Genomic DNA, 23,701 nt, shown 5'->3' on the forward strand with positions numbered 1-23,701 from the left:
CCACCTTCAAGACAGGACGGGATATGAAACAAGTTCAATCATTGGGAGAGGTTCGCTTCGGAACGCTGGCGCGGGCGGCCGAAGGCCTGACGCAGTGGCGGCCGCTGCTGCTGGGCTTTCTGACGCTGCTGTCCACGGCCATCGTCATCAGCCTGGCGCAATGGCTGGCTATCAGCGCCGGAGCGTTTCTCGGGCTGATCATGATGCTGCTCGCCTTTGTGGTGCTGATGGCGGGTTCGTCAGGCGTGGGCATCATGCTGATGGACAAGGCCAAGAATGAGCCGGTGCGCTCCTTTGGCGCCGCCGCCTCGGCCGGACTGATGTGCCTGCCCAAGTTTTTGCTGTTTGGCATCATCTTGCTGGTCGGTTTTCTGGCCTACATGATTGTGGCTGCCGTCGTCTACTACATCTGCAAGATTCCGTTCATCGGCGGCTTCATCGCCTTTGTCGCCCACCCCGTGCTGGTGCTGGCGGCGGCAGCCATTTTGATTGCGCTGATCTGGGTCATTGGCCCGCTGATGGCTCCCGCGCTATGGAGCGGCCTGTCCCTCAAGGCGGCACTGGCCAATGTGGTGAGCATTGCCCGTACCCGCCTGGTGGAAGTCGTGCTCATGGAAGTCGTGCTCTACGTCATCCTGGGTCTGGTCTCCATCATGCTGTTCGCCGGCCTGATGCCGGCCACCATCAGCCTGACCGGCCTGGCTCTGGGCATTACCGGTGGCGCCAACGCCATGATGGGTGCGGCCATGGGCGGCGGCTATGGTGGCATGGGCGGCTATGGCGGCATGGGACCCATGGCCAGCATGATGGGCAGCGGCGCCGGTCTGGGCCTGATGGCCGGTCTGGGCGTGTTGTACTGCGTGGTCGGCGCCATGCTGGCCCAAGTCATGATCATGGGCATGAACCTGATCTATCTGCAGGCCCGCGAAAGCGTGGACTCCTCCGAAGCCGAAGGCGCTCTGGACGGCCTGATTGGCGATGTGCGCAAAAAAGCCGAGGAAGCCAAGGAGCGCACCATGGCTGCTGCCGAGCGTGCCAAGCAAGCTGCAGCGCAAAAAATGCAGGAACGCGCCGACGCCAAGGCCGGCGCGGAAGCCGCTGCTGCCGACGTGCCCCCCACGAGCAATAGCTCAGCTAGTGCTGCTGCAGCAACGGCCGCTGGCCTAGCCGGTGCCGCCGCCGTCAGCGGTGCCATGCATAACCCAGCCCCAGACCAAGCCAGCGAGCAACCGGCACTGGATGCACAGGCAGCCGCAGAGGCTGTGCGCCGCCAGGCCGAAGCTGAAGCCGCACGTCTGCAGGCCGAGCAGCAAGCCGCCCTGCAGGCGGAACGCGAGCGCGCTGCCAGCGAAGCCTTAGCCCGTGCAGAGCAGGAAGAGAGACTGCGCGCCCAGGCGCAAGCCGAACGCCTGCAGGCCGAAGCTGCGGCAGCCGACGCTGCGGCAGCCCGCCAACGTGAGGAAGCCGAAGCCGCCCGTCAACGCGAAGAGGCTCAAGCAGCGCACCAGCGTGCTGAGGCTGAGGCCGCCCAAAAGCGCGCAGCAGCCGAACAGGCTGCACGTGAACAAGCCGAGCAAGCACGCCTGAAGGCCGAAGCCGAAGCGGCAGAAAAAGCGCGCCAGCAGGCCGCCGCCGCGGCGAACCACTGCCCCAGCTGCCAGGCCCGTGTCACTCCAGACGATGTGTTCTGCGGCGAATGCGGACACAAGCTTAAGTAAAAAGCATAGCAAACAGCGCTTGATGGGCGCTGACTTTCAAACAATTAGGCTTTAAGGCAATGCCAGTCAGTTCAAGCACTGACTGGCATTTTTCTTTGGATATTGGGCGAAGTGCTTTGCAGACACGCGGCTGCATGGGCAAGCGCACATCAACCCAACTGGCGGCTTACAGGCAAGTCTTCGACTTCACTGCGGCTTTTCTAGCTCGCAGAGCTGCTCGGCGTCTTGTGTCAGCGTCACGCGCACCACTTTGCGCGCATCGGCATCAAACACCGGCAGATCGGGGCAGTAACGTGGGCCTTTGGGCGTATCCACGCGCAGATAGCTCATGGCATAGGCCGCGTGCACGCGCGGCGAGCGACCGGCTTGCGGCGGGGCCAGTACCTCCAGCTGGGTTTGCTGCGGCAGCGCATCCGCAGCGATATCGCACCACGGGCCAGGCGCCCTGCCCATGGCCAGGCCGGTCGGCGTTTGGTAGAGCGCATCGGGCCAGGCCACATGGCCGCGCTCATAGACAGGCATGATGTAGCAACCCATCAAGCGCCCGTTTTGGCGTACCGGCAGCACATAACTCTGAGCCTGTTCCACCGCCACCAACTGGCCGCCCTGCCAGGCATAAATATCCACGCCATGGCTGCAGCAGCTACCGCGCCAATAGTGGTAAATGCGGCTGGCCTGACTATCAAAGCTGGGTGAGGTGATGTCTTGCAAGGCCGGCGGTGCCAGCACAAATCGCTGCTGTGCCGGCTCATACAGCCAGGTGGTGTGCGCAATATTGGGGCCGGCCGGCAAAGCCAGGGCCTGGGTCAGATCGGGCCAGCCGTCGAAATTGGCGTCTACCCACTGCGGCTGCACCAGCCCGCAGCTGCCATAGGCATCCGTCGCCAGCGTCTGCAGCAGACGGCCCTGGCCATAGATGCGTATGGCACTGACCTGCAGCTCGTTGGCGGGAAAATCGCAATCCTTGGCCGAGCGTATGGGCCGCTCAAGCACCAGGCGCAGCTCATGCTGCGGCGCATGCGCAAATGCACTCTGGCTTTGCTGCAACCGCAGCGGCCACTGTTTTTTGCCGTCCATCGATTGCCACCGGCCTTGAATCTGCACCGGAGCCATGCCAGTCAGCGGCGTCAGCAGCCATTGCCCGCTGGGCGCGGCCTCATCACTGCCCTTGGGCGCTAGCGCCGGTGTTTCAGTCAGGCGGCTGCCGGCCCCTGCCTCAACCGTTCCCTGCAGATCAATACGCCCCTCGGGCCGACAAGGCAAGTAGCAATAGCTTCCCATCAGCGCATCACCAAGCCGCCACAGCTGAACCTCGACGCGCTTGCCGGCAATCTGACCCTGGTACTGCGCAGCCCAGGTGGGAGCTTCAAACACCGGCTCGGCCTGCGCTGTCTCGCCTGCATTCCCGCCCAGATCATCAGCCGCTTTGTCACGGGTTTGCGCCTGGAGCTGCGAGGCAGCCAGCAGCGCCGTGCTCAAGGCCAGCAGCAATGCTGCGCCGGCTCGCCAGGAACGCAGTGAAAGAAGGCGAAGCAGAAAGTGCATGTTCAGACCATAAAAAACAATAGCAACCAGCGCAATACGCACATTGGTTTCAGGCGATTTGACTGTATTGAAGCCCATCCGCCATGGGCTTGCGGCAAGATGGCTTGTATCTTGCCGCAAGCCCGCTCCTTTGGCGCAACCCATGCACACCGAAACTCCAACACCGCCTCCAACACAGTCCGCCCGCAACATGGGCCTGCTGGTCGCAGCCCAGTCTCTGGGAGGCGCATCCCCGCCCATCATCATCTCGCTGGGCGGGCTGGTGGGGCAGCAGCTGTCGAGCAATCCCACGGCCTCCACCCTGCCGGTCAGCATCTATCAGCTGGGCCTGGCGCTCTCCACCCTGCCTGCCGCCTGGATGATGAACCGCATGGGGCGGCGCGCCGCCTATGTGCTGGGCGCGCTTTTGGGCGTGATCTCGGGCTTGGTGGCCGCGCAAGGCATTGCGCAGTCCAACTTTGTGATTTTTTGCCTGGGCACGGCGCTGGCCGGCTTTTATGCGGCCTGCGTGCAAAGCTACCGTTTTGCGGCCTCCGACCTGGTGGGCGACCCCGGCGAGCAGGCCAAGGCCATTTCACGCGTGATGATTGGTGGACTGATCGCCGCCATCATCGGTCCGCAGGTGGTGATCTGGACCCGCGATCTGCAGCCCGCCACACCGTTTGCCGGCAGCTTTTACAGCCAGGCCGTGCTGGCTTTGCTGGCCCTGCCCTTGCTGATGTCGCTGCGCCTGCCGCCGCCCCAGGCCAAGACGCAGGCGGCGGGCCAGGCCAGACCGCTGGCCCAGATTGCCCGCACGCCGCAGTTCATCGTGGCTTGCGCCGCCGGGGTGGTCAGCTATGGCTTGATGGCATTTTTGATGACGGCGGCCCCCATGGCCATGGTGGGCTGCGGCCACAGCGTGGGCGAAGCGGCCATGGGCATTCAATGGCATGTGCTGGCCATGTTTGCGCCCAGCTTTGTGACCGGCCGCCTGATTGCCCGCTTTGGCAAGCGGCAGATCACGGCGCTAGGCCTGGTGCTGATCGGGCTGGCTGGCGCCCTGGCCTTGATGGGGCTGGACATCTTTCACTTCTGGGGCGCGCTGATCTTGCTGGGCGTGGGCTGGAACTTCGGCTTTATCGGCGCCACCGCCATGCTGACCGAGTGCTATCGCCCGGCCGAGCGGGCCAAGGTGCAGGCGCTCAACGATTTTCTGGTCTTCGGCACGGTGGCTGTCGCCTCCTTCGGTTCGGGCCAGTTGCTGCACAGCGCGGGCTGGAACGGCATCAATATCGGCATGCTGCCGCTGGTGGCCGTGGTGCTGGTGCTGCTGGGCATCCGACGCTTCCAGACCGTCAAGGCCAATGCGGCGGGATGAGTGCATTTGCTTGCGCTATCAAATACAAAGCTGCCTGCGCTTGATATATCTTGTTTTTATGCAGCTTTCAGCCTGAAACAAGCCCATATCAGGCGCCAGCCGCTATGGTTTTGAAAGCACACCTGTTTTTGCACCGCAAACTGCGGATTCTGCGTAGAGAAATCCACGCCGCCAGCGGCTCGGGCGCGCTAGTAGCCGCTACACTTTGCGCCGCAGGCTTGCGTGACCCATCCGATGGCAACGCAGGCCTTTTGACTCTGACTTCCGAGGTTTTCTCCCCACCGCCATGTCCACCGTTTTCAACTTCACCTTTGTCCCCTGGTTCCGGTCTGTGGCCCCCTATATCCACAAGTTCCGACACCAGACTTTTGTGGTGGGTTTGACCGGTGAAGCCATTGCCGCTGGCAAGCTCAGCTCCATCGTGCAGGATTTGGCGCTGATCCAGGCCATGGGCGTGAAGATCGTGCTGGTGCACGGTTTCAGACCCCAGGTGAACGAGCAGCTGCGCCTCAAAGGCCAGGAGCCGCGTTACTACAACGGCGTGCGCGTGACGGACTCCATCGCCCTCGATTGCGCACAAGAAGCTGCCGGCCAGCTGCGCTACGAGATTGAAGCCGCCTTCAGCCAGGGCCTACCCAACACCCCCATGGCCGGAGCCCGCGTGCGCGTGATCTCGGGCAACTTCCTCACCGCCCGCCCCGTGGGCATTGTGGACGGCGTGGACTTCATGCATTCGGGCCTGGTGCGCAAGGTGGATGTCGAAGGCATTCGCAGCGCACTGGCCTCGGACGCCATGGTGCTGGTCTCGCCCTTTGGCTTCTCGCCCACAGGCGAGGCATTCAACCTCAGCATGGAAGAAGTGGCCACGCGCGTGGCCATCGAGCTCAAGGCCGACAAGCTCTTGTTCCTGTCGGAAGTGCCCGGCATCCGCATGGACCCCACGGGCCCGGCCGACGAAAGCAACCCCATAGACACCGAGCTGCCGCTGGACGCCGCCCGTCGCATGCTGGCCCAGCTGCCACCGGCCCAACACCCCACCGACGTGGGCTTTTACCTGCAGCACTGCGCGCAAGCCTGCGAGCATGGCGTGGAGCGCAGCCACATCCTGCCGTTCACGGTCGATGGCGCGCTGCTGCTGGAAATCTATGTGCACGACGGCATCGGCACCATGATCATCGACGAAAAGCTCGAAGAGCTGCGCGAGGCCACGATTGACGACGTGGGCGGCATCATCCAGCTGATCGAACCATTCGAGAACGACGGCACCCTGGTCAAGCGCGACCGCACCGAGATCGAACGCGACATCGCCAGCTACACCGTCATCGAACATGACGGCGTGATCTTCGGCTGCGCAGCCCTGCACCCCTACCCCGAAGCCCGAACGGCCGAGATGGCAGCGGTCACCGTCTCTCCCAAGAGCCAGGGCACGGGCGATGGCGAAAAACTGCTCAAGCGCATAGAGCAACGCGCACGCGCCCAGGGCTGCGACACCTTGTTTGTGCTGACCACCCGCACCATGCACTGGTTCATCAAGCGCGGCTTTCAGCCCGTGGACCCCGAATGGCTGCCCGAAGCCCGCAAAGCCAAATACAACAAAAGCCGCAAAAGCCAGGTGCTGGTCAAAAAGCTGTAAGTACCGATCTGCATAAAAATAGCTGCCAGCGCTTGATGCATAAGCGCTGGCAGCTATTTTTTGGAATCAGGCTTCTAAAATTGCTTGACTGACACGGAGCGTGCCCGCCCGTTGCAGGCTATCTATGTCTGCCTGTGAACGGCTGCTACAGCACAGAATTGGTCATGATCAAGTCCCCTGCCTGTCCTTCAAACATTGATGCGGCAAACACGCCCTGGACAGTTGAAAGTGAGCTTACGCAGCACAATCGCTGCAGCGGCCATAAAGCGTAATTTCATGGCTATCGACCAAAAAGCCAGGAGGTGCCAAACCGGCTAAGTTTCCGGGACAGGCATGCACATCGAAAACCCGCTGGCAAACCGTGCACTGAAAATGGTGGTGATGGCCGTGGTGCGCCACCTCGTACATGGGAGTGCGCTCCGGCAAGTGAACCTCATGCAGCAACCCCTCTTCAGCCATCGCCTTGAGCGCCCGGTACACGGTAGCAATTCCCAGCCCAGGTAACGTTGCTTGCGCCAACTCCAGTACCTCTTGCGGAGTCAGCGGCCTATCGGCCTTTGTCATGGCCTGCTCAATGGCCGTGCGCTGCTTCGTGGATCGTTGCATGGAGGAATTCATTGTGGCGAGGCTATGTCATGGAAGTGGCAGGAGGCAATATTGTGCCGCGACTCTCTCTTTGACCTGCATCTACAGGTACTTGAGCCAAGTGATGTCACGCCGACGCTGTTTGAGGGCCGCAAACCTGCGTACTGCAGGATACAAAGCCATGGCAAGCAGCGCCGATATCGCCCACAGCCACAACAAACTGCTTAGCCCAAACAGTTGCCCCTGGTTGACACCCCAGATCGTCACTGCGGCCAGGTACATGAACTTGAGCACGTACAGATGCAGAACATAAAAGAACATAGGGGCGGCTCCCAACGTGGCCAGAGGCTTCAGCCAGTTGGGACTTGCGGCGTTCTCGAATGCGCACAGCAGCAGCAAACCGATACCGAGCGTCAACAGCAGGAATAACAGCGACGGCGGATACTTGGTGACATTGAACCAGGACATCACCGTCTGCAGGGTGTTCGCACCGGTCATCCATGGCGCATCGCCATACACGTTGAGCATGCGTAGCACCGCAAAGCCTAGAAGACAGCTAACGCCTGCAATGAGCAGATAGCGTCTGCGCTGTGCCGTGTCGCACGCCTTACTAAACCACGGGCCGATGCCATAGCCCAAGGCGATCACGCCAATCCAGGGGAGCAGCGGATAGGACGTACGCAGTTGCACGCCTGCCAGTTCCAGCCAGCCACGGTCATGCAAGATGGCCCAAGGTACATGCATCACGTGGCCCACAGGGAAATGCAGGCTATCGAACAGGTTGTGCCCTGCCACCAGTATCAAGCCCAGCAGCAGCAAGGCGTTGCGTGGCAGCCACACCAGCACCGACAGCGCCAGCATGGAGAGACCAATGGCCCAAATCACCTGCAGGAACACTTTGGCGGGTGGAAACTGGAAAGTCCAGGCGAAGTTGACTACCGTCACCTCCAGCAGCACCAAAAACAGGCCGCGCCGCCACAAAAAGCCCGACGCTGCGCGCGCCTGACCGCCCTCGGCATGGCGGCTGGCATACAAGTACGCCCCCAGTCCTGTCAGGAACACGAACACCGGCGCACATAAATGGGCCAGCATGCGAGGGAAAAACAGGCCCGGCGGGGTGTCAGCGACCACCATCGGATCCTGAACTTGCAGATGCAGGTAAAAGGTTTCACGGACATGGTCAAGCAGCATGAACAGCATGACGAGACCGCGCAGCGCATCGACCGATTGCAGGCGGCCAGCGCTCGCTAGCGAAGACGGAGAGGATAACAAGTCACTTTCCTTATTGATATTGACTTATCACTATCATATCAATTCTTTGTTTACCCGCATTCAGCGTGCTTTGAACGCCATCCATCGCTAGCAAACCGCCTATCTGCTCAAGAGCATAGAAGCACATGCGCATAGCCTTTTCTGAAAAATCTATCGTGACTCCCCACATCACCCCCTTCGTCCTAGCAGCCGGTACTGCGTTGCTCTTCGTGAGTAGCACGGCTTTCGCTACGGCACAGGAAGAGGCTAAGGGCTTTGTCGAGGGCAGTGCATTCAACATGCAAAACCGCATGCTCTTTGAACAGCTCGACTATCAAAAAGGAAGTAGTTTTCGTGCAGTCAGTGGACAGAGAGGCCAAACACGGGCTCAAGAGTCAGCATACGGCCTGATGTTCACCTATGTATCCGGCTATACACACGGACTCCTTGGTCTGGGACTGGATGCTCACGCCTATGGAGCTGCTAATTTGGGCACTGAAGCGAACCACACGCGTGCCACACCTCGCTATGTGGCCAAGGATGGACCAGAGATTGCCGATAGCTTCGGACGCGCCGGTGCTGCGCTAAAACTTCGGATCTCATCCACGGAACTGAAACTGGGCGAGATGCGAACCAAGACGCCGATTTTCAGTTCATCCGATAGTCGATTGCTGCCGGAGAGCAATCGAGGCTGGCAAGTCATCAGCAGAGACATCCCGACATTGACGCTGCAAGCTGGGCGATTTACTGGCTGGGCCGATCGCAATGCGCGCAAGAACGGGGCTGACTTGCTGGCTAACTATTCAGGCGTGACCAGCGGCTCATTCAGCTTTATAGGTGGGGCGTGGACAACCCCCATCACCCATCTGACGCTTAGCAGCTATTACGGAAAATACGCGGATAACTGGAACACCGCGTATTTGGGAAGTTTCTACAAGCTTCCTCTTTCAGATAAGCGTTCGCTGTCGTTCAATCTAAATCTCTATCGCAGCACCGATACAGGCAAAGCAAAATCTGGCGAGATCGACACCACAACCTGGAGTCTGATGAGTACCTACGGCATAGGCGCTCACAAATTCGGAGTCGGCTACCAGAAAGTCAACGGGAACAATCCGTTTGACTATGTGAATCGAGGCTCCATCTGGTTGGAAAACGCAATGCAGCTATCTGACTTCAATGGTCCGGGCGAAGCTTCTTGGCAGCTCAAGTACGACGTAGACCTCTCCACCATCGCAATCCCTGGACTTCGCCTGGGCCTAGCCTACACCCGGGGATCCGGTATCAACAACAGCCATCTCAACGTCATGTATGCCAACTACCTAGGTTATTCAGGAATCAACGGAAAGCACTGGGAGCGAGATATTCAGGTTCGATACACCGTGCAGCATGGAACTGCGAAGAACCTATCTTTGCAACTGCGCTATGGAGTGCACCGCACGAATAAACCCCAAGGAGAGTCAAATATGAATCAACTTCGACTGCAAGCAGAAATGCCATTTAGCATCCGATAAACCTGAATAAGCCGCATAACAGAACTGTAGATTCGCCAGTCGATGCAATCGACATCGAAGCTCTATCTCTGCTCGAATATCTCCAAAACACATCGACTTTTACTTATTTCAAATAGCGCACAAACTGAGAGCCAGCAGTTATCACGAATCTTTTAACTTTGCGTGAGGACTTCGAGATCGCGCCTTTGTAAGCTGATTGGCGTTGACTCCTGAAAGCCTATGCCATGACAACCCGACGCCACCTGATCCTGGGCGCAGCAAGTTCTGCCGCCGCGCTCTACGCCGGAGTTTTCCAACTCCGCGCCACCGCAGCGACCGAAACCTTCGAGGTCAGCTACACCGATGCGCAATGGCGGGCGCGACTCAGCCCGCAGCAATACGCCGTGCTGCGCCAGGAGGGCACAGAGCCTGCTGGCAGCAGTCCGCTGAACAAGGAGCACCGCCCGGGGATCTTCTCCTGCGCGGCTTGTGCGCTGCCGCTGTTCGCATCCACTACAAAATTCGATAGCGGCACCGGCTGGCCCAGCTTCTGGAAGCCCTTGGACAAGGCGGTGGCCACTCGCCAGGACCGAAGCTTTGGCATGGTGCGTACCGAAGCTCACTGCCGGCGCTGCGGTGGTCACCTAGGTCACGTCTTCGACGACGGACCGCCCCCGACAGGACTGCGCTACTGCATGAACGGCCTGTCGCTCATCTTTGCGCCAACTCCAGCCTGAGTTGCCACTCAACGGGAAATAAGCACAGGGAGTTTGTTGCGCTGCGTCACAGCTTTTTTGTGCCAACTGGGTACAAAGGCGTATCCGACTCAAGCAAGTGATACGCCATGAAATCCCTCTCTCCCCAAGCCATCAGCCAGGATGTGCTGGCCGAAAAATATCTGGCCGCAGGCGAGCAATCAGAGCAAGAGCTGTTTGCCCGCGTGGCCAAGGCCCTGGCAGCGGTGGAAGCGCCCGAGTTGCAGGCCCACTGGGAGCAGCAGTTTGCCGCCAATCTGGCGTGCGGCGCCATTGGCGCGGGTCGCATCATGGCCGCAGCCGGGCTCGATACCAAGGCCACGCTGATCAACTGCTTTGTGCAACCGGTGGCCGATGCCACCAATGGCTTTGATGCCCAGGGCAACCCCGGTATTTACACAGCCCTCTCTCAGGCGGCGGAGACCATGCGCCGGGGCGGCGGCGTGGGCTACGATTTTTCCAACCTGCGCCCGCGCGGTGCACTGGTGCGGGGCACGAACTCCCTGGCCTCCGGCCCCTGCTCTTTTATCGATGTGTTCGATGCCTCCTGCACCACAGTGGAATCCGCAGGCGCGCGGCGCGGGGCACAAATGGGGGTGCTGCGCATTGACCACCCCGATGTGCACGAATTCATCACTGCCAAGCGCGTCAAGGGACGCTGGAATAATTTCAATGTCTCGGTAGGAGTCAGCAGCGCCTTTATGCAAGCCGTCAAGGACGATGCGCCCTGGGAGCTGGTGCACGTCGCCATGCCCAGCCAGGCACAGATTCAGGTGGGCGCACACCTCAGGGAAACGGGCAAAGACAGTGTGTGGGTGTACCAAAGCCTGCCGGCGCGCCAGCTGTGGGATGCCATCATGCGCTCGGCCTATGACTTTGCCGAACCTGGCATTCTGTTTCTGGACAATATCAATCAGGACAACAACCTTTGGTATGCCGAGCAAATTTCGGCCACCAACCCCTGCGGCGAGCAGCCGTTGCCGCCTTATGGCTGCTGCGATCTGGGGCCGGTCATACTCACCCGCTTTGTGCGGGAGCCGTTCACCAGCCAGGCCTGTTTCGACATGGAGGGCTTTGCCGCCGCTGTGACCGTTCAGGTGCGCATGCTGGACAACGTGCTCGACGCCACCGTCTGGCCTCTGCCCGAGCAGCAGCGCGAAGCCCAGCAAAAGCGCCGCATCGGCGTGGGTTTTACCGGCCTGGGCGATGCCTTGATTCTGCTGGGACTGCATTACGCCAGCGCCGAGGGCCTGGCACAGGCCGAAGCCATTGCCCGCACCCTGCGCGATGCCGCTTATGCGGCCTCGGTGGAGCTGGCGCAGGAAAAAGGCAGCTTTCCCCTGTTCAATGCCAAGCAATACCTCAAAAGCGGTTTTGCCAAGCGCTTGCCCAAAGACCTACGCTCTGCCATCAAAAAGCACGGCCTGCGCAACAGCCATCTGCTGTCGATTGCACCCACGGGCACGGTCTCGCTGGCCTTTGCCGACAATGCCTCCAACGGCATAGAGCCGCCGTTTTCCTGGACTTACACCCGCAAGAAGCGCACTGCCGATGGTGGCGAGCAGTTCTATAGCGTGCAAGACCATGCTTACCGTCTCTACAAAGCCCTGCATGGCGAAGATGCGCCGCTACCCGATTACTTTGTGAGCGCATTGGAGCTCAGTGCCAGCGAGCATGTGGCCATGATGCGCACGGTGCAGCCGTTCATAGACACCTCGATCTCGAAAACCGTCAATATCCCGGCAGACTACCCTTTCGAGGATTTCAAGCATCTGTATATGGAGTGCTGGGAGGCCGGGCTCAAAGGCTGCGCCACCTACCGACCCAATGATACGCTGGGCGCCGTGCTGGCTCTAGCCCCTGAACCTGATAAAAATCAGGTTCCAACCCAATCGGAGAATTCGCTACCAGCTATCAATTCAGGAATGAACACCGTCATCGAACGCCGCCCTGAAGGACCGCTTAACGCCGTGGTGGACAAGATCGAGTACTTCACCCACGACGGTGCCCGCCGCCTGTATCTGGTGGTGAGCTTTGTGGTCATCGACGGCGTGGAGCGCCCCATAGAATTTTTCATGCCCGTGGGCCAGACCGGAGAGAGCCAGCAGTGGATTACCGCCACCATGCGCAGCCTGAGCCTGGCCGCTCGCGGCGGCTTTCTGGACAAGGCTCTGGCCGATCTGCGCAAGGTCGCCTGGGATAGAGGCCCGGTGCGCTACGGCCACAAGACGCGCGAAGACGGCAGCCGTATCCCGCTGTGGCACGACAGCGAGGTGGCCCTGCTGGCCTATGCCATCCAAAGCATCATCGCCAACCGCGGCCAGCCGCAGCCCGCGCCAAGCACGGCTGCCACGCCAGCCCCCTCCAATTCGACTTTCATGGGCGGCAAATGCCCGGAATGCGGCGCCCATGCGGTGATCAAGAAGGACGGCTGCTCTTTTTGCACGGCCTGCGGCCATATCGGAGCCTGCGGTTAAAGCACTGCGGTCTGCATGAACGGCTCCAGACTGAGGTACAACTGCGGTATGCAATTTCTACCCAACCGGCCATGAGCATCGTCGTCTACTACCTGCACAACAGCAGCCCCGAAGGGGCCGAGCCGGCATGGCAGGCCCTGTGCCAGTCGTTCAGCGACGCCCAGATGAGCGAAGCCTTGAAGCAATGCCAGCTGCTGCGCGGCGACACGCGCAACGCCCATGTCACCATCTCCTCGGAGTTGCGCGCCATGGTGGGCCCCATAGGCGTGGCAGCCGTAGAAAACGGCCAGACGCCCGACGGCCACGCCTATGACTGGAGCAAGGCCGGCCGCGCCGGCGCCAGCCGCAGAAATGCACAACAGCCGCCAGTGCAGCGCAAGGATATGGACAACTGAAACTCAGGGCGCTGGAGGCGCTTCAAAAGCGAAGAATCCCGGGCTCGCCGGGATTCTTCGCTGCGCCAAACCGCCGTCAGATGGAGTAGTACCAGCGCTTGACTGCCTCCCCAGCCTTGGCCAGCACGGCATCGCGTCCGGGGCCGTCCAGTTTGCTGCCCGTCAGATACGCCGTCACCAGAATCGGGGAGGACTGGGGCGTGGGCCAGACCACCAGGTTGTCGCAGGCTGTGCCGTTCTCGCCCGAGCCGGTCTTGCCCCCAAACTTCCAATTGTCTGGCATGCCGGCACGCAGGCGCTTGTCGCCGGTGCGGCTTTCTATCAGCCATTGGCGCAAAAATGCTCTGCCAAACCCTTCGATCACGTCACCGCGCTGCAAGGTCTGCAGGCTTTGCGCCATGGCGGCGGGCGTGGTTGTATCGCGCTCGTCTCCGGCAATGGCTGTGTTGAGCTGCGGCTCGCGGCGATCCAGCCTGGTGGTCTTGTCACCCAATTCAGCCAGCCAAGCGGTCAATGCCGCCGGGCCGCCCGTGGCATCGAGCAGCACATTGGCAGCGGTGTTGTCGCTGAAGACCACGGCCGCCTCGCACAACTCCAGCGGCGTCATGCCGCCGTTGGCGCCTGCGTGCTTTTCCGTCACCGGCGACCAGGGCACCAGCTCCGAGGGTGAGTAATACCGCTTGCGCCAGAGCTCGATTTGGCCTTGTTGCGCCAGATACAGCACACGCGCGGCCAACAGCGTCTTGAAAGTGCTGCACATGGGAAAGCGCTCGTCACTGCGGTAGCCCGCCGTCGCGCCCGAGTTGGTGTCGATCACATAAAGGCCGAGACGGCCTTGTGTCTGGATTTCTATCTGCGCCAGCTCCTCGGCCAAGGCATTGGCCGCTGTGGCCTGCCGTCGGTTCAACAAGGCACAGCCGCCCAAGCCCAGGCTCAACCCTGATGCCAGAGCGGATGCCAATACGCTGCGTCTTTGCATAAGTTCCTCTACTGATTGCGTCCTACAAGTTGCAGCATATAACGCTGTAAAAACAAAGACCATCGGTAATATTTAACATCTGTCATAAGAAAAACTTTTGACTAAAACACAATGGCACTATGCAACTGCCTCTCAACGCCTTGCGCATGTTCGACGCCGCCGCCCGGCATCTGAACCTGACCCGTGCCGCCCAGGAACTCCATGTCACCCAGGCGGCAGTCAGCCAGCACATACGCAATCTGGAAGAGCGCCTGGGCAAGCCGCTGTTCAGACGCCTGCCCCGCGGTCTGGCGCTCACCGATGAAGGCCAGGCTTTGTGGCCCGTGGTGGCGCAAAGCTTTGAGCGCATCGAACAATCGTTGCAACAGGTGGCTGAACCGCGCCCGCGCGAGATACTGACGGTGGGCGTGGTCGGCACTTTTGCGATTGGCTGGCTGATTCCACGCCTGGGCCAGTTTCAGCAACTGCATCCCTATATCGATCTGCGCCTGCTCACCCACAACAACCGGGTGGATCTGGCCGGTGAAGGGCTGGATGCCGCCGTGCGCTTTGGCGATGGTTCCTGGCACGGCACCCATGCCCACATGCTGCTGCGCGCCCCGCTTTCTCCCATGTGCGCCCCGGCACTGGCGCAGCACCTACGCCAACCCGCAGATCTGGCGGGCCAGACGCTGTTGCGCTCCTACCGCCGCCATGAATGGGACGGCTGGTTTGCCGCAGCCCAGCTGCCCGCCCCGCTGGCGCGCGGCGCCATGTTCGATTCATCGCTGACGCTGGCCGAAGCCGCCACCCAGGGCGCGGGCGTAGCCTTGCTGCCCGCGCGCATGTTTGAACACATGCTGCTGCAGGGCCGGCTGGTGCGCCCGTTCATTCAGGAAGTAAATACCGGGGCCTACTGGCTGACCCACCTCAAATCCCGCCAGCCAAGTGCTGCGCTGACCAATTTCCGGCAATGGCTGCTGGCACAGTTGGAGAGAGACCCGGCGGACGACGGCGGACACGATGCAATGGACAACCCGCCAGGCACAATCGGGCAGCGAAGGAAAACCCACGAGATTTCGCAGGAATACTGATGGCCGTGCTGCTCATATTTGCAAGCCTGCGCCACGAATACAACGCTCAAACTCCGGCCACCATCGCGCTGATTCGAGCGTAAAAACACCGTGTGCACGGGCATTGCGTCCTCACAGCCCCCCAGCATGCGAAAATCGCAGGCTAATTCTCAAAGAACATTACAGGTACATCATGGAAGCAGAACGCATCAACCAAATCGGCAACACCCTCGAAGATCTGGCCGCTCGTACGGCCGATCTCCGGAGGTATCTTTGACTACGATGCAAAGTACGAACGCCTGCGCACGGTAAACGCCTCGCTGGAAGACCCTGCCGTCTGGAACGATCCCAAGAAGGCACAGGAACTGGGCAAGGAAAAGAAGTCGCTCGACTCCGTCGTGTTGACACTGGAAAAGCTCACCACCGAGCTGGCCGACAACGCCGAGTTGTTCGAGATGAGCAAGGAAGAAGGCGATGACGCCGGCCTTGAAACCATCGAAGCCGAAACCGCCAAGCTCAAGCCGCTGATCGAAGAGCTGGAGTTCCGCCGCATGTTCGGTGGTGAAGCCGATCCGCTGAACTGCTTTATCGACATCCAGGCCGGTGCCGGCGGCACCGAGGCTTGCGACTGGGCCAGCATGCTGCTGCGTCAGTACCTGAAGTACGCGGAGCGCAAGGGCTTCAAGGCGACAGTGGAAGAAGAGACTCCGGGCGACGTGGCCGGCATCAAGAGCGCAACCATCAAGGTGGAAGGCGAATACGCCTACGGCCTGCTGCGCACGGAAACCGGCGTGCACCGCTTGGTGCGCAAGTCGCCGTTTGACTCCTCGGGCGGGCGCCACACCAGCTTTTCCTCGCTGTTCGTCTACCCCGAGATTGATGACTCCATCGAGATCAACATCAATCCGTCCGATGTGCGTACCGACACCTACCGCGCCTCGGGCGCCGGCGGTCAGCACATTAACAAGACCGACTCCGCCGTGCGTCTGACCCACATGCCCACCGGCATCGTGGTGCAATGCCAGGATGGCCGCAGCCAGCACAGCAACCGTGATGTGGCATGGCAGCGCCTGCGCTCCAAGCTCTATGACTTCGAGATGCGCAAGCGCATGGAAGAGCAGCAAAAGCTGGAAGACACCAAGACCGATGTGGGCTGGGGTCACCAGATCCGCTCCTACGTTCTGGACAACAGCCGTATCAAGGACTTGCGCACCAACGTCGAAGTCTCTGCCACCCAGAAGGTGCTGGACGGTGATCTGGACGTGTTCATCGAGGCCTCGCTCAAGCAAGGCCTCTGATCCTTTCGAAAGGAATCGATATGCTGCAACTGCGTGACGGGCAAGCCCCTGCCACCGCCATCTACCGCGCCGACTACCAGGCACCCGCCTGGTGGATAGACACGGTGGATCTGACTTTTGACCTGGACCCAGCCAAGACCCGCGTGCTCAGCAAGATGCGCGTGCGCCGCAACCCCGATGTGGCGGCCCAGCCGCTGCGCCTGGATGGCGACGAGTTGAATCTGGCGCGCGTGCTGGTCAACGGCGCGGGCACCTCGTTCAAGATGGACGGCGACCAGCTGGTACTGGAGAACCTGCCCGAAGGCCTCGAGCCCGTGGATCTGGAAATCTTCACCACCTGCGCGCCGGCCAAGAACACCAAGCTCATGGGCCTGTATGTGAGCGAGGACACGTTCTTCACGCAGTGCGAGGCCGAAGGCTTTCGCCGCATCACCTATTTCCTGGACCGCCCCGATGTGATGGCCATGTACACCGTCACGCTGCGCGCCAACAAGGCCCAGTATCCGATGCTGCTGTCCAACGGCAATCTGGTCGATTCCGGCGATCTGGAAGAAGGCCGCCACTTTGCCAAGTGGGTCGATCCGCACAAAAAGCCAAGCTATCTGTTCGCCTTGGTGGCCGGCAAGCTCGTCGCCCGCGAGCAACAGATCAAGAGCCGTGCCGGCAACAACCACCTGCTGCAGGTGTTTGTGCGCCCCGGCGATCTGGAAAAGACCGAGCACGCCATGAACTCGCTCATGCACTCCATTGCATGGGATGAGGCGCGCTTTGGTCTGTCCTTGGATCTGGAGCGCTTCATGATCGTCGCCACCAGCGACTTCAACATGGGCGCCATGGAAAACAAGGGCTTGAACATCTTCAACACCAAGTATGTTCTAGCCAACCAGGCCACGGCCACCGACACCGATTACTTCAATATCGAGAGCGTGGTCGGCCATGAATACTTCCACAACTGGACGGGCGACCGCGTCACCTGTCGCGACTGGTTCCAGCTCTCGCTCAAGGAAGGCCTGACCGTTTTCCGCGATCAGGAGTTCTCGATGGACATGGCGGGCAGCGCTTCGGCCCGTGCCGTCAAGCGCATCGACGATGTGCGTGTGCTGCGCACCGCGCAATTCCCCGAAGATGCCGGCCCCATGGCCCACCCGGTGCGCCCTGACAGCTATATCGAGATCAACAACTTCTACACTGTCACGATCTACGAAAAAGGCGCCGAAGTCGTGCGCATGCAGCACAACCTGGTAGGCCGCGAAGGCTTTGCCAAGGGCATGAAGCTGTATTTTGAGCGCCACGACGGCCAGGCCGTGACCTGCGACGACTTCTCGCAAGCCATTGCCGATGCCAACCCCGACTCGCCCCTGGCCCAGCACCTGCCCCATTTCCGCCACTGGTACAGCCAGGCCGGCACGCCCGTGCTCAAGGCCGTGGGCCAGTACGATGCGGCGGCGCAAACCTATTCGCTGACGCTGTCGCAAAGCTGCGCACCCACCGTGGGCCAACCCCAGAAACTGCCGTTCGTAATTCCCGTGCAAATGGGTCTGATCACCGCCAGCGGCCAGGAAATTGCACTGCAGCTGCAAGGCGAAGACGCTGCGCAAGCCAGCACCAGCCGCATGCTGGTGCTGACCGAAGCCACGCAAAGCTTTGTCTTCACCAACGTGAGCGCAGCTCCCGTGCCTTCGCTGCTGCGCGCTTTCAGCGCCCCCGTGGTGCTGGACTGCGAGTTCAGCGATGCCGAGTTGCTGACCCTGCTGGCCCACGACAGCGACCCCTTCAACCAGTGGGAAGCCAGCCAGCGCCTGGGCCTGCGCTACGCTCTCAAGGCGATAGCAGCCACCGCAGATACAGAAAGCGCTAGCGGTCAATTTGGCACTGAAATCTTGCCTGCAGCCTATGTGCAAGCCTTGCGCGATGTGCTGTGCAACGACCAGCTCGACACCGCGTTCAAGGACCTGGTGCTGACCTTGCCATCGGAAGGCTATATCGCCGAACAGCTGGCCGAGGTGGACCCGCAGCGCGTGCATGCTGTGCGCGAAGCCATGCAGCTGCAACTGGCGGGCGCGCTGCAAAGCGAGTGGGAAGCGGTGTGGGAAGCCCATCGCGATACCGGCGCCTATACGCCTGACCATGTCAGCGCCGGACGCCGCGCGCTGGCCGGCCGCGCCCTGACCATGCTGTGCCTGACTGCGGTGCGCAGCGGCGACAGCGTCTGGCCAGGCCGTGCCTACCAGCGCTGCAAGGATGCAGGAAACATGACAGACCGCCTGGCGGCCCTGTCTGCCCTGCTCTACAGCGCCAGTCCGCTGGCCGAGCAAGCCCTGCAGCGCTTTCACGCCATGTTCCAGCAGGATGCACTGGTGCTCGACAAATGGTTCTCACTGCAAGGCGGTGCCTGTGATCGCGGCGGCAATGTGCTGCCCGCCGTCAAGGCCCTGATGAAGCATGCGGACTTCCAGATCAAGAACCCCAACCGCGCCCGCAGCCTGATCTTCAGCTTCTGCAACAACCAGGGAGCGTTCCACCGCAGCGATGCGGCAGGTTATGTGTTCTGGGCCGACCGCGTGATCGAGATCGACGCTTTCAACCCTCAGGTGGCCGCGCGTCTGGCCCGTGTGATGGACCGCTGGAAAAAACTGGCCGATCCCTATCGCACGGCGGCACATGCCGCCATCGAGCGCGTCGCTGCCAAGCCCAATCTGTCCAACGACGTGCGCGAGGTCATCACCCGCGCGCTGGCAGATTAAAGTTTTAGCCTTTTCCTATTTCAACCATTCGGGCGCTGCATGCGGCGCCCTGTTTCCTTTCAAGGAGCACTTATGACACGACGTGTCAGCCTGACCCGCTATCTGGTCGAACAACAACGCATGGACGGCCGCATTCCTCCCCAGCTGCGCCTGCTACTGGAAGTGGTGGCCCGCGCCTGCAAGCGCATCAGCTTTGCCGTGAACAAGGGCGAACTCGGTGACGTGATGGGCACGGCCGGCAGCGAGAACGTCCAGGGCGAAGTGCAGAAAAAGCTGGACATCATCGCCAACGAGACACTGATCGAAGCCAATGAATGGGGCGGTCACCTGGCCGCCATGGCATCGGAAGAAATGGAAGGCATTTATGTGGTGCCCAACCGTTATCCGCAAGGCGAATACCTGCTGATGTTCGACCCGCTGGACGGTTCCTCCAACATCGACATCAACGCCTCCATCGGCACCATCTTCAGCGTGCTCAAGAAGCCCGAAGGCCACCCCGGCGTGCACGATAACGACTTCATGCAGCCCGGTTCCAGCCAAGTGGCAGCAGGCTATTGCATCTACGGCCCTCAGACCACCCTGGTGCTGACCGTAGGCGACGGCGTGAGCATGTTCACTCTGGACCGCGAGCAAGGCTCCTTCGTGCTGGTGGAGGAAAACGTCACGATTCCGGAAGACACCAAGGAATTTGCCATCAACATGTCCAACATGCGCCACTGGGATGAACCCATCAAGCGCTACGTGGACGAATGCCTGGCAGGCAAGGAAGGCCCGCGCGGCAAGGACTTCAACATGCGCTGGGTGGCAGCCATGGTGGCCGACGTGCACCGTATCCTGTGCCGCGGCGGCATCTTCATGTACCCCTGGGACAAGCGCGAACCGCAAAAGGCCGGCAAGCTGCGCCTGATGTACGAAGCCAACCCCATGAGCTGGCTGATCGAACAAGCCGGCGGCGCCGCCACCAACGGCCGCCAGCGCATTCTGGACATACAGCCCACCCAGTTGCACGAGCGCGTCAGTGTCGTCCTAGGCTCCAAGAACGAAGTCGAGCGCGTGACCAAGTACCACACAGAAGCCTGATTTTCGCGCTATAATATTTTTCTATTGCCGGTGTAGCTCAGTCGGTAGAGCAGCTCATTCGTAATGAGAAGGTCGGGTGTTCGATTCATCTCTCCGGCACCAGAATTGCTAGTAAACAAGCCATTCCCCACGAAAAGTGGGTAGAAAGTGGGTAGAAAACCTGAAACGGTTTCTACCCATTTTTTTTGCCCGCATCTAAAGTGTAGCGATGCTTGCAGCCACCCTCCTATGCCTTATCGTCGGCGTCTCAGACGGCGACACCCTGACCGCCCGATGTGGAGAACCTGGGCAATACGAACAGGTCAAGGTGAGACTGCAGGGTATCGACGCCCCTGAGCGTAAACAGCCGTTCGGAGAGCGCGCCCGCCAGGCGCTGGCCGAGCTCACATTCCAGAAGCAGGCGGAGTTGCGCTGCAACAAGATCGACCGCTACAAGCGTCATGTCTGCAGCGTCTGGGTTAAGCCGAACGAGGCCCCCGGTTCCAACAAGACATTGGACGTTGGCCTAGCCATGGTCACCCAAGGCATGGCTTGGTGGTATCGGGCCTATGCCAGCGAACAGTCTCCCCAAGAACGCGGGCAGTATGAGTTTGCTGAGCAAGAGGCCAAGGCTCGCAAAATTGGGCTGTGGCGCAATCCCGAGCCAATTGCGCCATGGGATTGGCGCAAAAGCGCGCGTGAAGCTCAACAGGTTCGACGGCCGTAAACGACCCGCGGCGGTCGTTCGCCGACCATCGCTCTTGGTCTACCTCGCAGCGAATGCCGCAAATCGACTCTGTAACATGAATGCTCGCTCTTTGCCGACAAGCAGTCTTTTAGCAAAGGTGGTGTAGTATTTGTGAGAAGTCGGAAGCCGTCTACGAAGAGTTGCTCGATTCAGGAGCCTTCGCGTGGCCTTATTCGATAAAGGCATGAATACAAACAACGATTGCCTAGCCTTGGGCTTGATCTAATGTTGTGCATTATGTAAAAGAATCGGCTTAATGGAAGAGGTTGGCAATTACCTTCAGCGCGAAGCAATTCAACGGACTGATCCGCATCAGCGAGATCTTTTTGGCAGAAGTGCGTTCAATCGCTTTTACTACGCTACGTTTATCCCACTTAGTAACGCGCTTGCCAAAATGAAGCCTGAATGGGGTGGACTTCCGCATAAGAACGTCCCTACGGTACTTCGTGAATCAGTTATTAAGGGACTCAAAGAAGGATTGAAGCGTGCGAATCGGGTGGGGGATTATGAAACAGTTAGCGTGTGCTCGCGCGCAATCGACTATTGCCACCAATTGGCAGATCTAATGGAGTCTGGATATGCGATTCGCGTCACCGCAGACTACAACTCAGCTGTACCAGTAGACTTCACATCGGGTACAGACTTTCGTCTTGCTTCAGTTCCGGTGAGTGCTGCGAAACAATGGCCAGGCAGGGCTGTTGCTTACGTTGAAGCAATCAGTAATGCTTGGAGGCAAATTAATGAGCAGTAATGATCTGATTAATGCAGAATTCTCAAAACATGGTCTAATAACCAATTCAGATCCAATTCGCGACCCTGCAGGGGATAATCGATTTTTTGTTTTTATACATGTGGATTTTGATGAACACGGTAAACAGAGGCCAAGCAGAACAGCAATTGACGCCGCCACCGAAACCCTCAAGAATCAAAATTTGGTTGTAGAGGTTCTGTTAGTTGATACACGTACGCTCGACATCGAAGCTGGGGCAAGAGCATCGTTACTCCATGCATATCCTGATGCAGTAAGAAATGTATTTCTGAGCGTTATTGAGCAAAGCGTTAATGTTTGGATAGATGCAAAACGCAGTCTAGATGAGCAACTTAGGAAATCAATTGCAGAGCGATTGATTGTCTATCTTGAACAGTTTGATCTCAAGTTCGAATCTCTTGCGACTCTCGGAGAAGGCAATGTCCCGGGTAAGCTAGCACTTCTGCGCGCTGTGCGGATTGGAGCGCCTGCGACGCTTGATTCTGTAATGAATCTGCTTCAAGCCAGTGGCTTCACTGTACCTTCACTTGATTGGCTCAGACGGAAGCTCGATGGGTACAGGCGTTTCGGAGATGTTCTTAGACTGGGGGATGGAACGTATGCCCTGAAAGCCGTGACTATGAGTGCAATGGGTTCATCGCGCACGGCTCGTAGTCCTGATATCTCTCGCCTTCTTGCGCTTGCCCGTGGTAAGAGGTAAACTGTTTGATGCGGGAGCTTCGGCGCGGGTGTGTATCATGCCCACTTGCCAAGATCGCGGACAGAAGGGACCCGGCGTAATGGCTGCGGCTCCTTCGAATCCGCAGCCATTACGCCGGTTCCATTACGAAAGTGTTCTTTGCTAAATGAGGCTCCCGCAACCTTTACTTGAAAATCTGTGCTTCACCTTCAAAAGTGCTGAGGATTTGCTGCGTGTGCTTGGAGACTCCATAAAAGCACCAGAAGCAGAATTGATTAGCCAATTGGTTGCCAAGGGACTTCCGCCTGTCACATCCGATAGGGCTTTGGCTGCAATGTTAGGGGTTAACGTTGGCTTGATTTGGTCTATTGTTAATCGGAGGCATCGGTATTACCGAACCTTTGATATTCCAAAAGGCAAAGGCGTTCGAAGAATTACAGCCCCTCGAGTAGTACTTAAAGTTATTCAAAAATGGCTCTCTGTACACTTTCAAGCCATTTATGAGCGGCCTGCTCATGTTTTTGGGTTCGTGCCAGGTGTTAGCCACATTGATGCAGCAGTATGCCACCTGAATGCCAAATGGGTGCTTAGCGTTGATATAGAAAATTTCTTCCCCTCAACGCCGGAAAACAAGGTTAAGGAAAGCCTACTTCGGATTGGTTATCCCGAAGAGGGAGCAAGTCTAATCTCGAGTCTTGCATGTTTTCAGTCTTATCTGGCACAAGGGGCACCTACAAGTCCAATCTTGTCCAACATCATTTTTTCCCCCTTGGACGCTGAGTTGAGTGCTTTGGCCCAAGATCATCAATTGCGCCTCACAAGATACGCTGATGACATTGTTTTATCCGGGACAGAGGATCTTCCAGAGGGACTTGTTGAGAAGGTTTGTTCTTTGTTTTCGGAAACGCCGTGGCGGATTGCTGCACATAAAACTCATCTCGGGGTCTTGCCCGCGCGTCTCAAGGTACATGGACTTCTTGTACATGGCAGTAAAGTTCGTCTGACCAAGGGATATAGGAACAAATTGCGTGCCTTCAAGCATTTGAACGATAAGGGCGCTATTAAACCTGAAGACATTGCGCGTGTACGAGGGCATCTGTCTTATTCTTCTGTCGTTGATCGTGAATCAACCAAGCTTTCCTAGGTAGACCTAAGGTTGCTTTA

The 23,701-nt window shown here is 59.3% G+C and carries 19 protein-coding genes and 1 tRNA gene; 16 read left to right on the plus strand and 4 right to left on the minus strand.

What is annotated here, in order from left to right; genetic code table 11:
- The first annotated feature begins 23 nt into the window (after positions 1-23).
- A complete protein-coding gene (locus tag ACNAZA_RS13905; RefSeq protein ID WP_415797147.1) occupies positions 24-1,718 on the plus strand; it encodes a zinc ribbon domain-containing protein in 1,695 nt (564 codons plus the stop codon).
- Positions 1,719-1,904: 186 nt separating this feature from the next.
- On the opposite strand, the gene ACNAZA_RS13910 is transcribed toward ACNAZA_RS13905, so the two are convergent.
- Complete coding sequence (locus tag ACNAZA_RS13910) at positions 1,905-3,263, minus strand: XAC2610-related protein (protein WP_415797148.1); 1,359 nt, start codon at positions 3,261-3,263, stop codon at positions 1,905-1,907.
- A gap of 142 nt (positions 3,264-3,405) precedes the next feature.
- On the opposite strand from ACNAZA_RS13910, the gene ACNAZA_RS13915 reads away from it, so the two are divergent.
- Both ACNAZA_RS13915 and argA read left to right on the plus strand, forming a co-directional pair.
- Positions 3,406-4,623 (plus strand): MFS transporter, encoded by a 1,218-nt coding sequence (locus ACNAZA_RS13915; RefSeq protein WP_415797149.1) that lies wholly within the window; start codon positions 3,406-3,408, stop codon positions 4,621-4,623.
- Positions 4,624-4,909: 286 nt separating this feature from the next.
- The gene (argA, locus tag ACNAZA_RS13920; protein ID WP_415797150.1) at positions 4,910-6,256 is read left to right on the plus strand and encodes an amino-acid N-acetyltransferase; all 1,347 of its coding nucleotides are present in this window, start codon (positions 4,910-4,912) and stop codon (positions 6,254-6,256) included.
- A gap of 234 nt (positions 6,257-6,490) precedes the next feature.
- Here argA and ACNAZA_RS13925 read toward each other — a convergent pair whose 3' ends face one another.
- Complete coding sequence (locus tag ACNAZA_RS13925) at positions 6,491-6,874, minus strand: Fur family transcriptional regulator (protein WP_415797151.1); 384 nt, start codon at positions 6,872-6,874, stop codon at positions 6,491-6,493.
- 69 nt (positions 6,875-6,943) lie between these two features.
- Complete coding sequence (locus tag ACNAZA_RS13930) at positions 6,944-8,113, minus strand: DUF1624 domain-containing protein (protein ID WP_415797152.1); 1,170 nt, start codon at positions 8,111-8,113, stop codon at positions 6,944-6,946.
- 125 nt (positions 8,114-8,238) lie between these two features.
- On the opposite strand from ACNAZA_RS13930, the gene ACNAZA_RS13935 reads away from it, so the two are divergent.
- From ACNAZA_RS13935 to ACNAZA_RS13950, 4 genes are all read left to right on the plus strand, one after another.
- Complete coding sequence (locus tag ACNAZA_RS13935; protein ID WP_415797153.1) at positions 8,239-9,603, plus strand: OprD family outer membrane porin; 1,365 nt, start codon at positions 8,239-8,241, stop codon at positions 9,601-9,603.
- Positions 9,604-9,827: 224 nt separating this feature from the next.
- Positions 9,828-10,319, plus strand: coding sequence for a peptide-methionine (R)-S-oxide reductase MsrB (msrB, locus tag ACNAZA_RS13940; protein ID WP_415797154.1), 492 nt, complete (start codon positions 9,828-9,830; stop codon positions 10,317-10,319).
- A gap of 107 nt (positions 10,320-10,426) precedes the next feature.
- Positions 10,427-12,814: an adenosylcobalamin-dependent ribonucleoside-diphosphate reductase gene (locus tag ACNAZA_RS13945; protein ID WP_415797155.1), complete on the plus strand. Its 2,388-nt coding sequence runs from the start codon at positions 10,427-10,429 to the stop codon at positions 12,812-12,814.
- A 71-nt stretch (positions 12,815-12,885) separates the two neighbouring features.
- Positions 12,886-13,209: a hypothetical protein gene (locus tag ACNAZA_RS13950; RefSeq protein ID WP_415797156.1), complete on the plus strand. Its 324-nt coding sequence runs from the start codon at positions 12,886-12,888 to the stop codon at positions 13,207-13,209.
- Positions 13,210-13,285: 76 nt separating this feature from the next.
- Here ACNAZA_RS13950 and bla read toward each other — a convergent pair whose 3' ends face one another.
- The gene (bla, locus tag ACNAZA_RS13955) at positions 13,286-14,188 is read right to left on the minus strand and encodes a class A beta-lactamase (RefSeq protein ID WP_415797157.1); all 903 of its coding nucleotides are present in this window, start codon (positions 14,186-14,188) and stop codon (positions 13,286-13,288) included.
- A 119-nt stretch (positions 14,189-14,307) separates the two neighbouring features.
- On the opposite strand from bla, the gene ACNAZA_RS13960 reads away from it, so the two are divergent.
- From ACNAZA_RS13960 to ACNAZA_RS14000, 9 genes are all read left to right on the plus strand, one after another.
- On the plus strand, positions 14,308-15,261 hold the full coding sequence (locus ACNAZA_RS13960) for a LysR family transcriptional regulator (protein WP_415797158.1): 954 nt from the start codon (positions 14,308-14,310) through the stop codon (positions 15,259-15,261).
- 172 nt (positions 15,262-15,433) lie between these two features.
- Positions 15,434-16,538 (plus strand): peptide chain release factor 2 gene (gene prfB, locus ACNAZA_RS13965; protein ID WP_415797159.1). Its coding sequence is split into 2 segments (ribosomal slippage): positions 15,434-15,514 and positions 15,516-16,538, totalling 1,104 coding nucleotides; the frame shifts between segments, so codons are not numbered across the junction.
- A 20-nt stretch (positions 16,539-16,558) separates the two neighbouring features.
- Complete coding sequence (gene pepN / locus ACNAZA_RS13970; protein ID WP_415797160.1) at positions 16,559-19,282, plus strand: aminopeptidase N; 2,724 nt, start codon at positions 16,559-16,561, stop codon at positions 19,280-19,282.
- 72 nt (positions 19,283-19,354) lie between these two features.
- Positions 19,355-20,362 carry a class 1 fructose-bisphosphatase gene (locus ACNAZA_RS13975; protein ID WP_120967550.1) on the plus strand — a complete coding sequence of 336 codons (1,008 nt, stop codon included), beginning with the start codon at positions 19,355-19,357 and terminating at the stop codon, positions 20,360-20,362.
- Between the two features lie 26 nt (positions 20,363-20,388).
- Positions 20,389-20,464: transfer RNA gene (locus tag ACNAZA_RS13980), tRNA-Thr, on the plus strand.
- A gap of 106 nt (positions 20,465-20,570) precedes the next feature.
- Complete coding sequence (locus ACNAZA_RS13985; RefSeq protein ID WP_415797161.1) at positions 20,571-21,068, plus strand: thermonuclease family protein; 498 nt, start codon at positions 20,571-20,573, stop codon at positions 21,066-21,068.
- 277 nt (positions 21,069-21,345) lie between these two features.
- Positions 21,346-21,840, plus strand: coding sequence for a hypothetical protein (locus ACNAZA_RS13990; protein WP_415797162.1), 495 nt, complete (start codon positions 21,346-21,348; stop codon positions 21,838-21,840).
- Positions 21,830-22,558: a hypothetical protein gene (locus tag ACNAZA_RS13995; RefSeq protein WP_415797163.1), complete on the plus strand. Its 729-nt coding sequence runs from the start codon at positions 21,830-21,832 to the stop codon at positions 22,556-22,558. The genes ACNAZA_RS13990 and ACNAZA_RS13995 overlap by 11 nt, the downstream gene beginning before the upstream one ends.
- A gap of 145 nt (positions 22,559-22,703) precedes the next feature.
- The gene (locus tag ACNAZA_RS14000) at positions 22,704-23,681 is read left to right on the plus strand and encodes a reverse transcriptase family protein (RefSeq protein ID WP_415797164.1); all 978 of its coding nucleotides are present in this window, start codon (positions 22,704-22,706) and stop codon (positions 23,679-23,681) included.
- Positions 23,682-23,701 lie beyond the last annotated feature (20 nt).

This window comes from Comamonas aquatilis (assembly GCF_965139575.1).
Classification (GTDB): domain Bacteria; phylum Pseudomonadota; class Gammaproteobacteria; order Burkholderiales; family Burkholderiaceae_C; genus Comamonas; species Comamonas aquatilis.

Excerpts from the sequence above, each read along its gene's own strand:
- ACNAZA_RS13905 (WP_415797147.1), top strand. The coding sequence starts at position 24 with ATGAAACAAGTTCAATCATTGGGAGAGGTTCGCTTCGGAACGCTGGCG.
- ACNAZA_RS13910 (WP_415797148.1), bottom strand. The coding sequence starts at position 3,263 with ATGCACTTTCTGCTTCGCCTTCTTTCACTGCGTTCCTGGCGAGCCGGC.
- ACNAZA_RS13915 (WP_415797149.1), top strand. The coding sequence starts at position 3,406 with ATGCACACCGAAACTCCAACACCGCCTCCAACACAGTCCGCCCGCAAC.
- argA (WP_415797150.1), top strand. The coding sequence starts at position 4,910 with ATGTCCACCGTTTTCAACTTCACCTTTGTCCCCTGGTTCCGGTCTGTG.
- ACNAZA_RS13925 (WP_415797151.1), bottom strand. The coding sequence starts at position 6,874 with ATGAATTCCTCCATGCAACGATCCACGAAGCAGCGCACGGCCATTGAG.
- ACNAZA_RS13935 (WP_415797153.1), top strand. The coding sequence starts at position 8,239 with ATGCGCATAGCCTTTTCTGAAAAATCTATCGTGACTCCCCACATCACC.
- msrB (WP_415797154.1), top strand. The coding sequence starts at position 9,828 with ATGACAACCCGACGCCACCTGATCCTGGGCGCAGCAAGTTCTGCCGCC.
- ACNAZA_RS13945 (WP_415797155.1), top strand. The coding sequence starts at position 10,427 with ATGAAATCCCTCTCTCCCCAAGCCATCAGCCAGGATGTGCTGGCCGAA.
- ACNAZA_RS13950 (WP_415797156.1), top strand. The coding sequence starts at position 12,886 with ATGAGCATCGTCGTCTACTACCTGCACAACAGCAGCCCCGAAGGGGCC.
- bla (WP_415797157.1), bottom strand. The coding sequence starts at position 14,188 with ATGCAAAGACGCAGCGTATTGGCATCCGCTCTGGCATCAGGGTTGAGC.
- ACNAZA_RS13960 (WP_415797158.1), top strand. The coding sequence starts at position 14,308 with ATGCAACTGCCTCTCAACGCCTTGCGCATGTTCGACGCCGCCGCCCGG.
- pepN (WP_415797160.1), top strand. The coding sequence starts at position 16,559 with ATGCTGCAACTGCGTGACGGGCAAGCCCCTGCCACCGCCATCTACCGC.
- ACNAZA_RS13975 (WP_120967550.1), top strand. The coding sequence starts at position 19,355 with ATGACACGACGTGTCAGCCTGACCCGCTATCTGGTCGAACAACAACGC.
- ACNAZA_RS13985 (WP_415797161.1), top strand. The coding sequence starts at position 20,571 with ATGCTTGCAGCCACCCTCCTATGCCTTATCGTCGGCGTCTCAGACGGC.
- ACNAZA_RS13990 (WP_415797162.1), top strand. The coding sequence starts at position 21,346 with ATGGAAGAGGTTGGCAATTACCTTCAGCGCGAAGCAATTCAACGGACT.
- ACNAZA_RS13995 (WP_415797163.1), top strand. The coding sequence starts at position 21,830 with ATGAGCAGTAATGATCTGATTAATGCAGAATTCTCAAAACATGGTCTA.
- ACNAZA_RS14000 (WP_415797164.1), top strand. The coding sequence starts at position 22,704 with ATGAGGCTCCCGCAACCTTTACTTGAAAATCTGTGCTTCACCTTCAAA.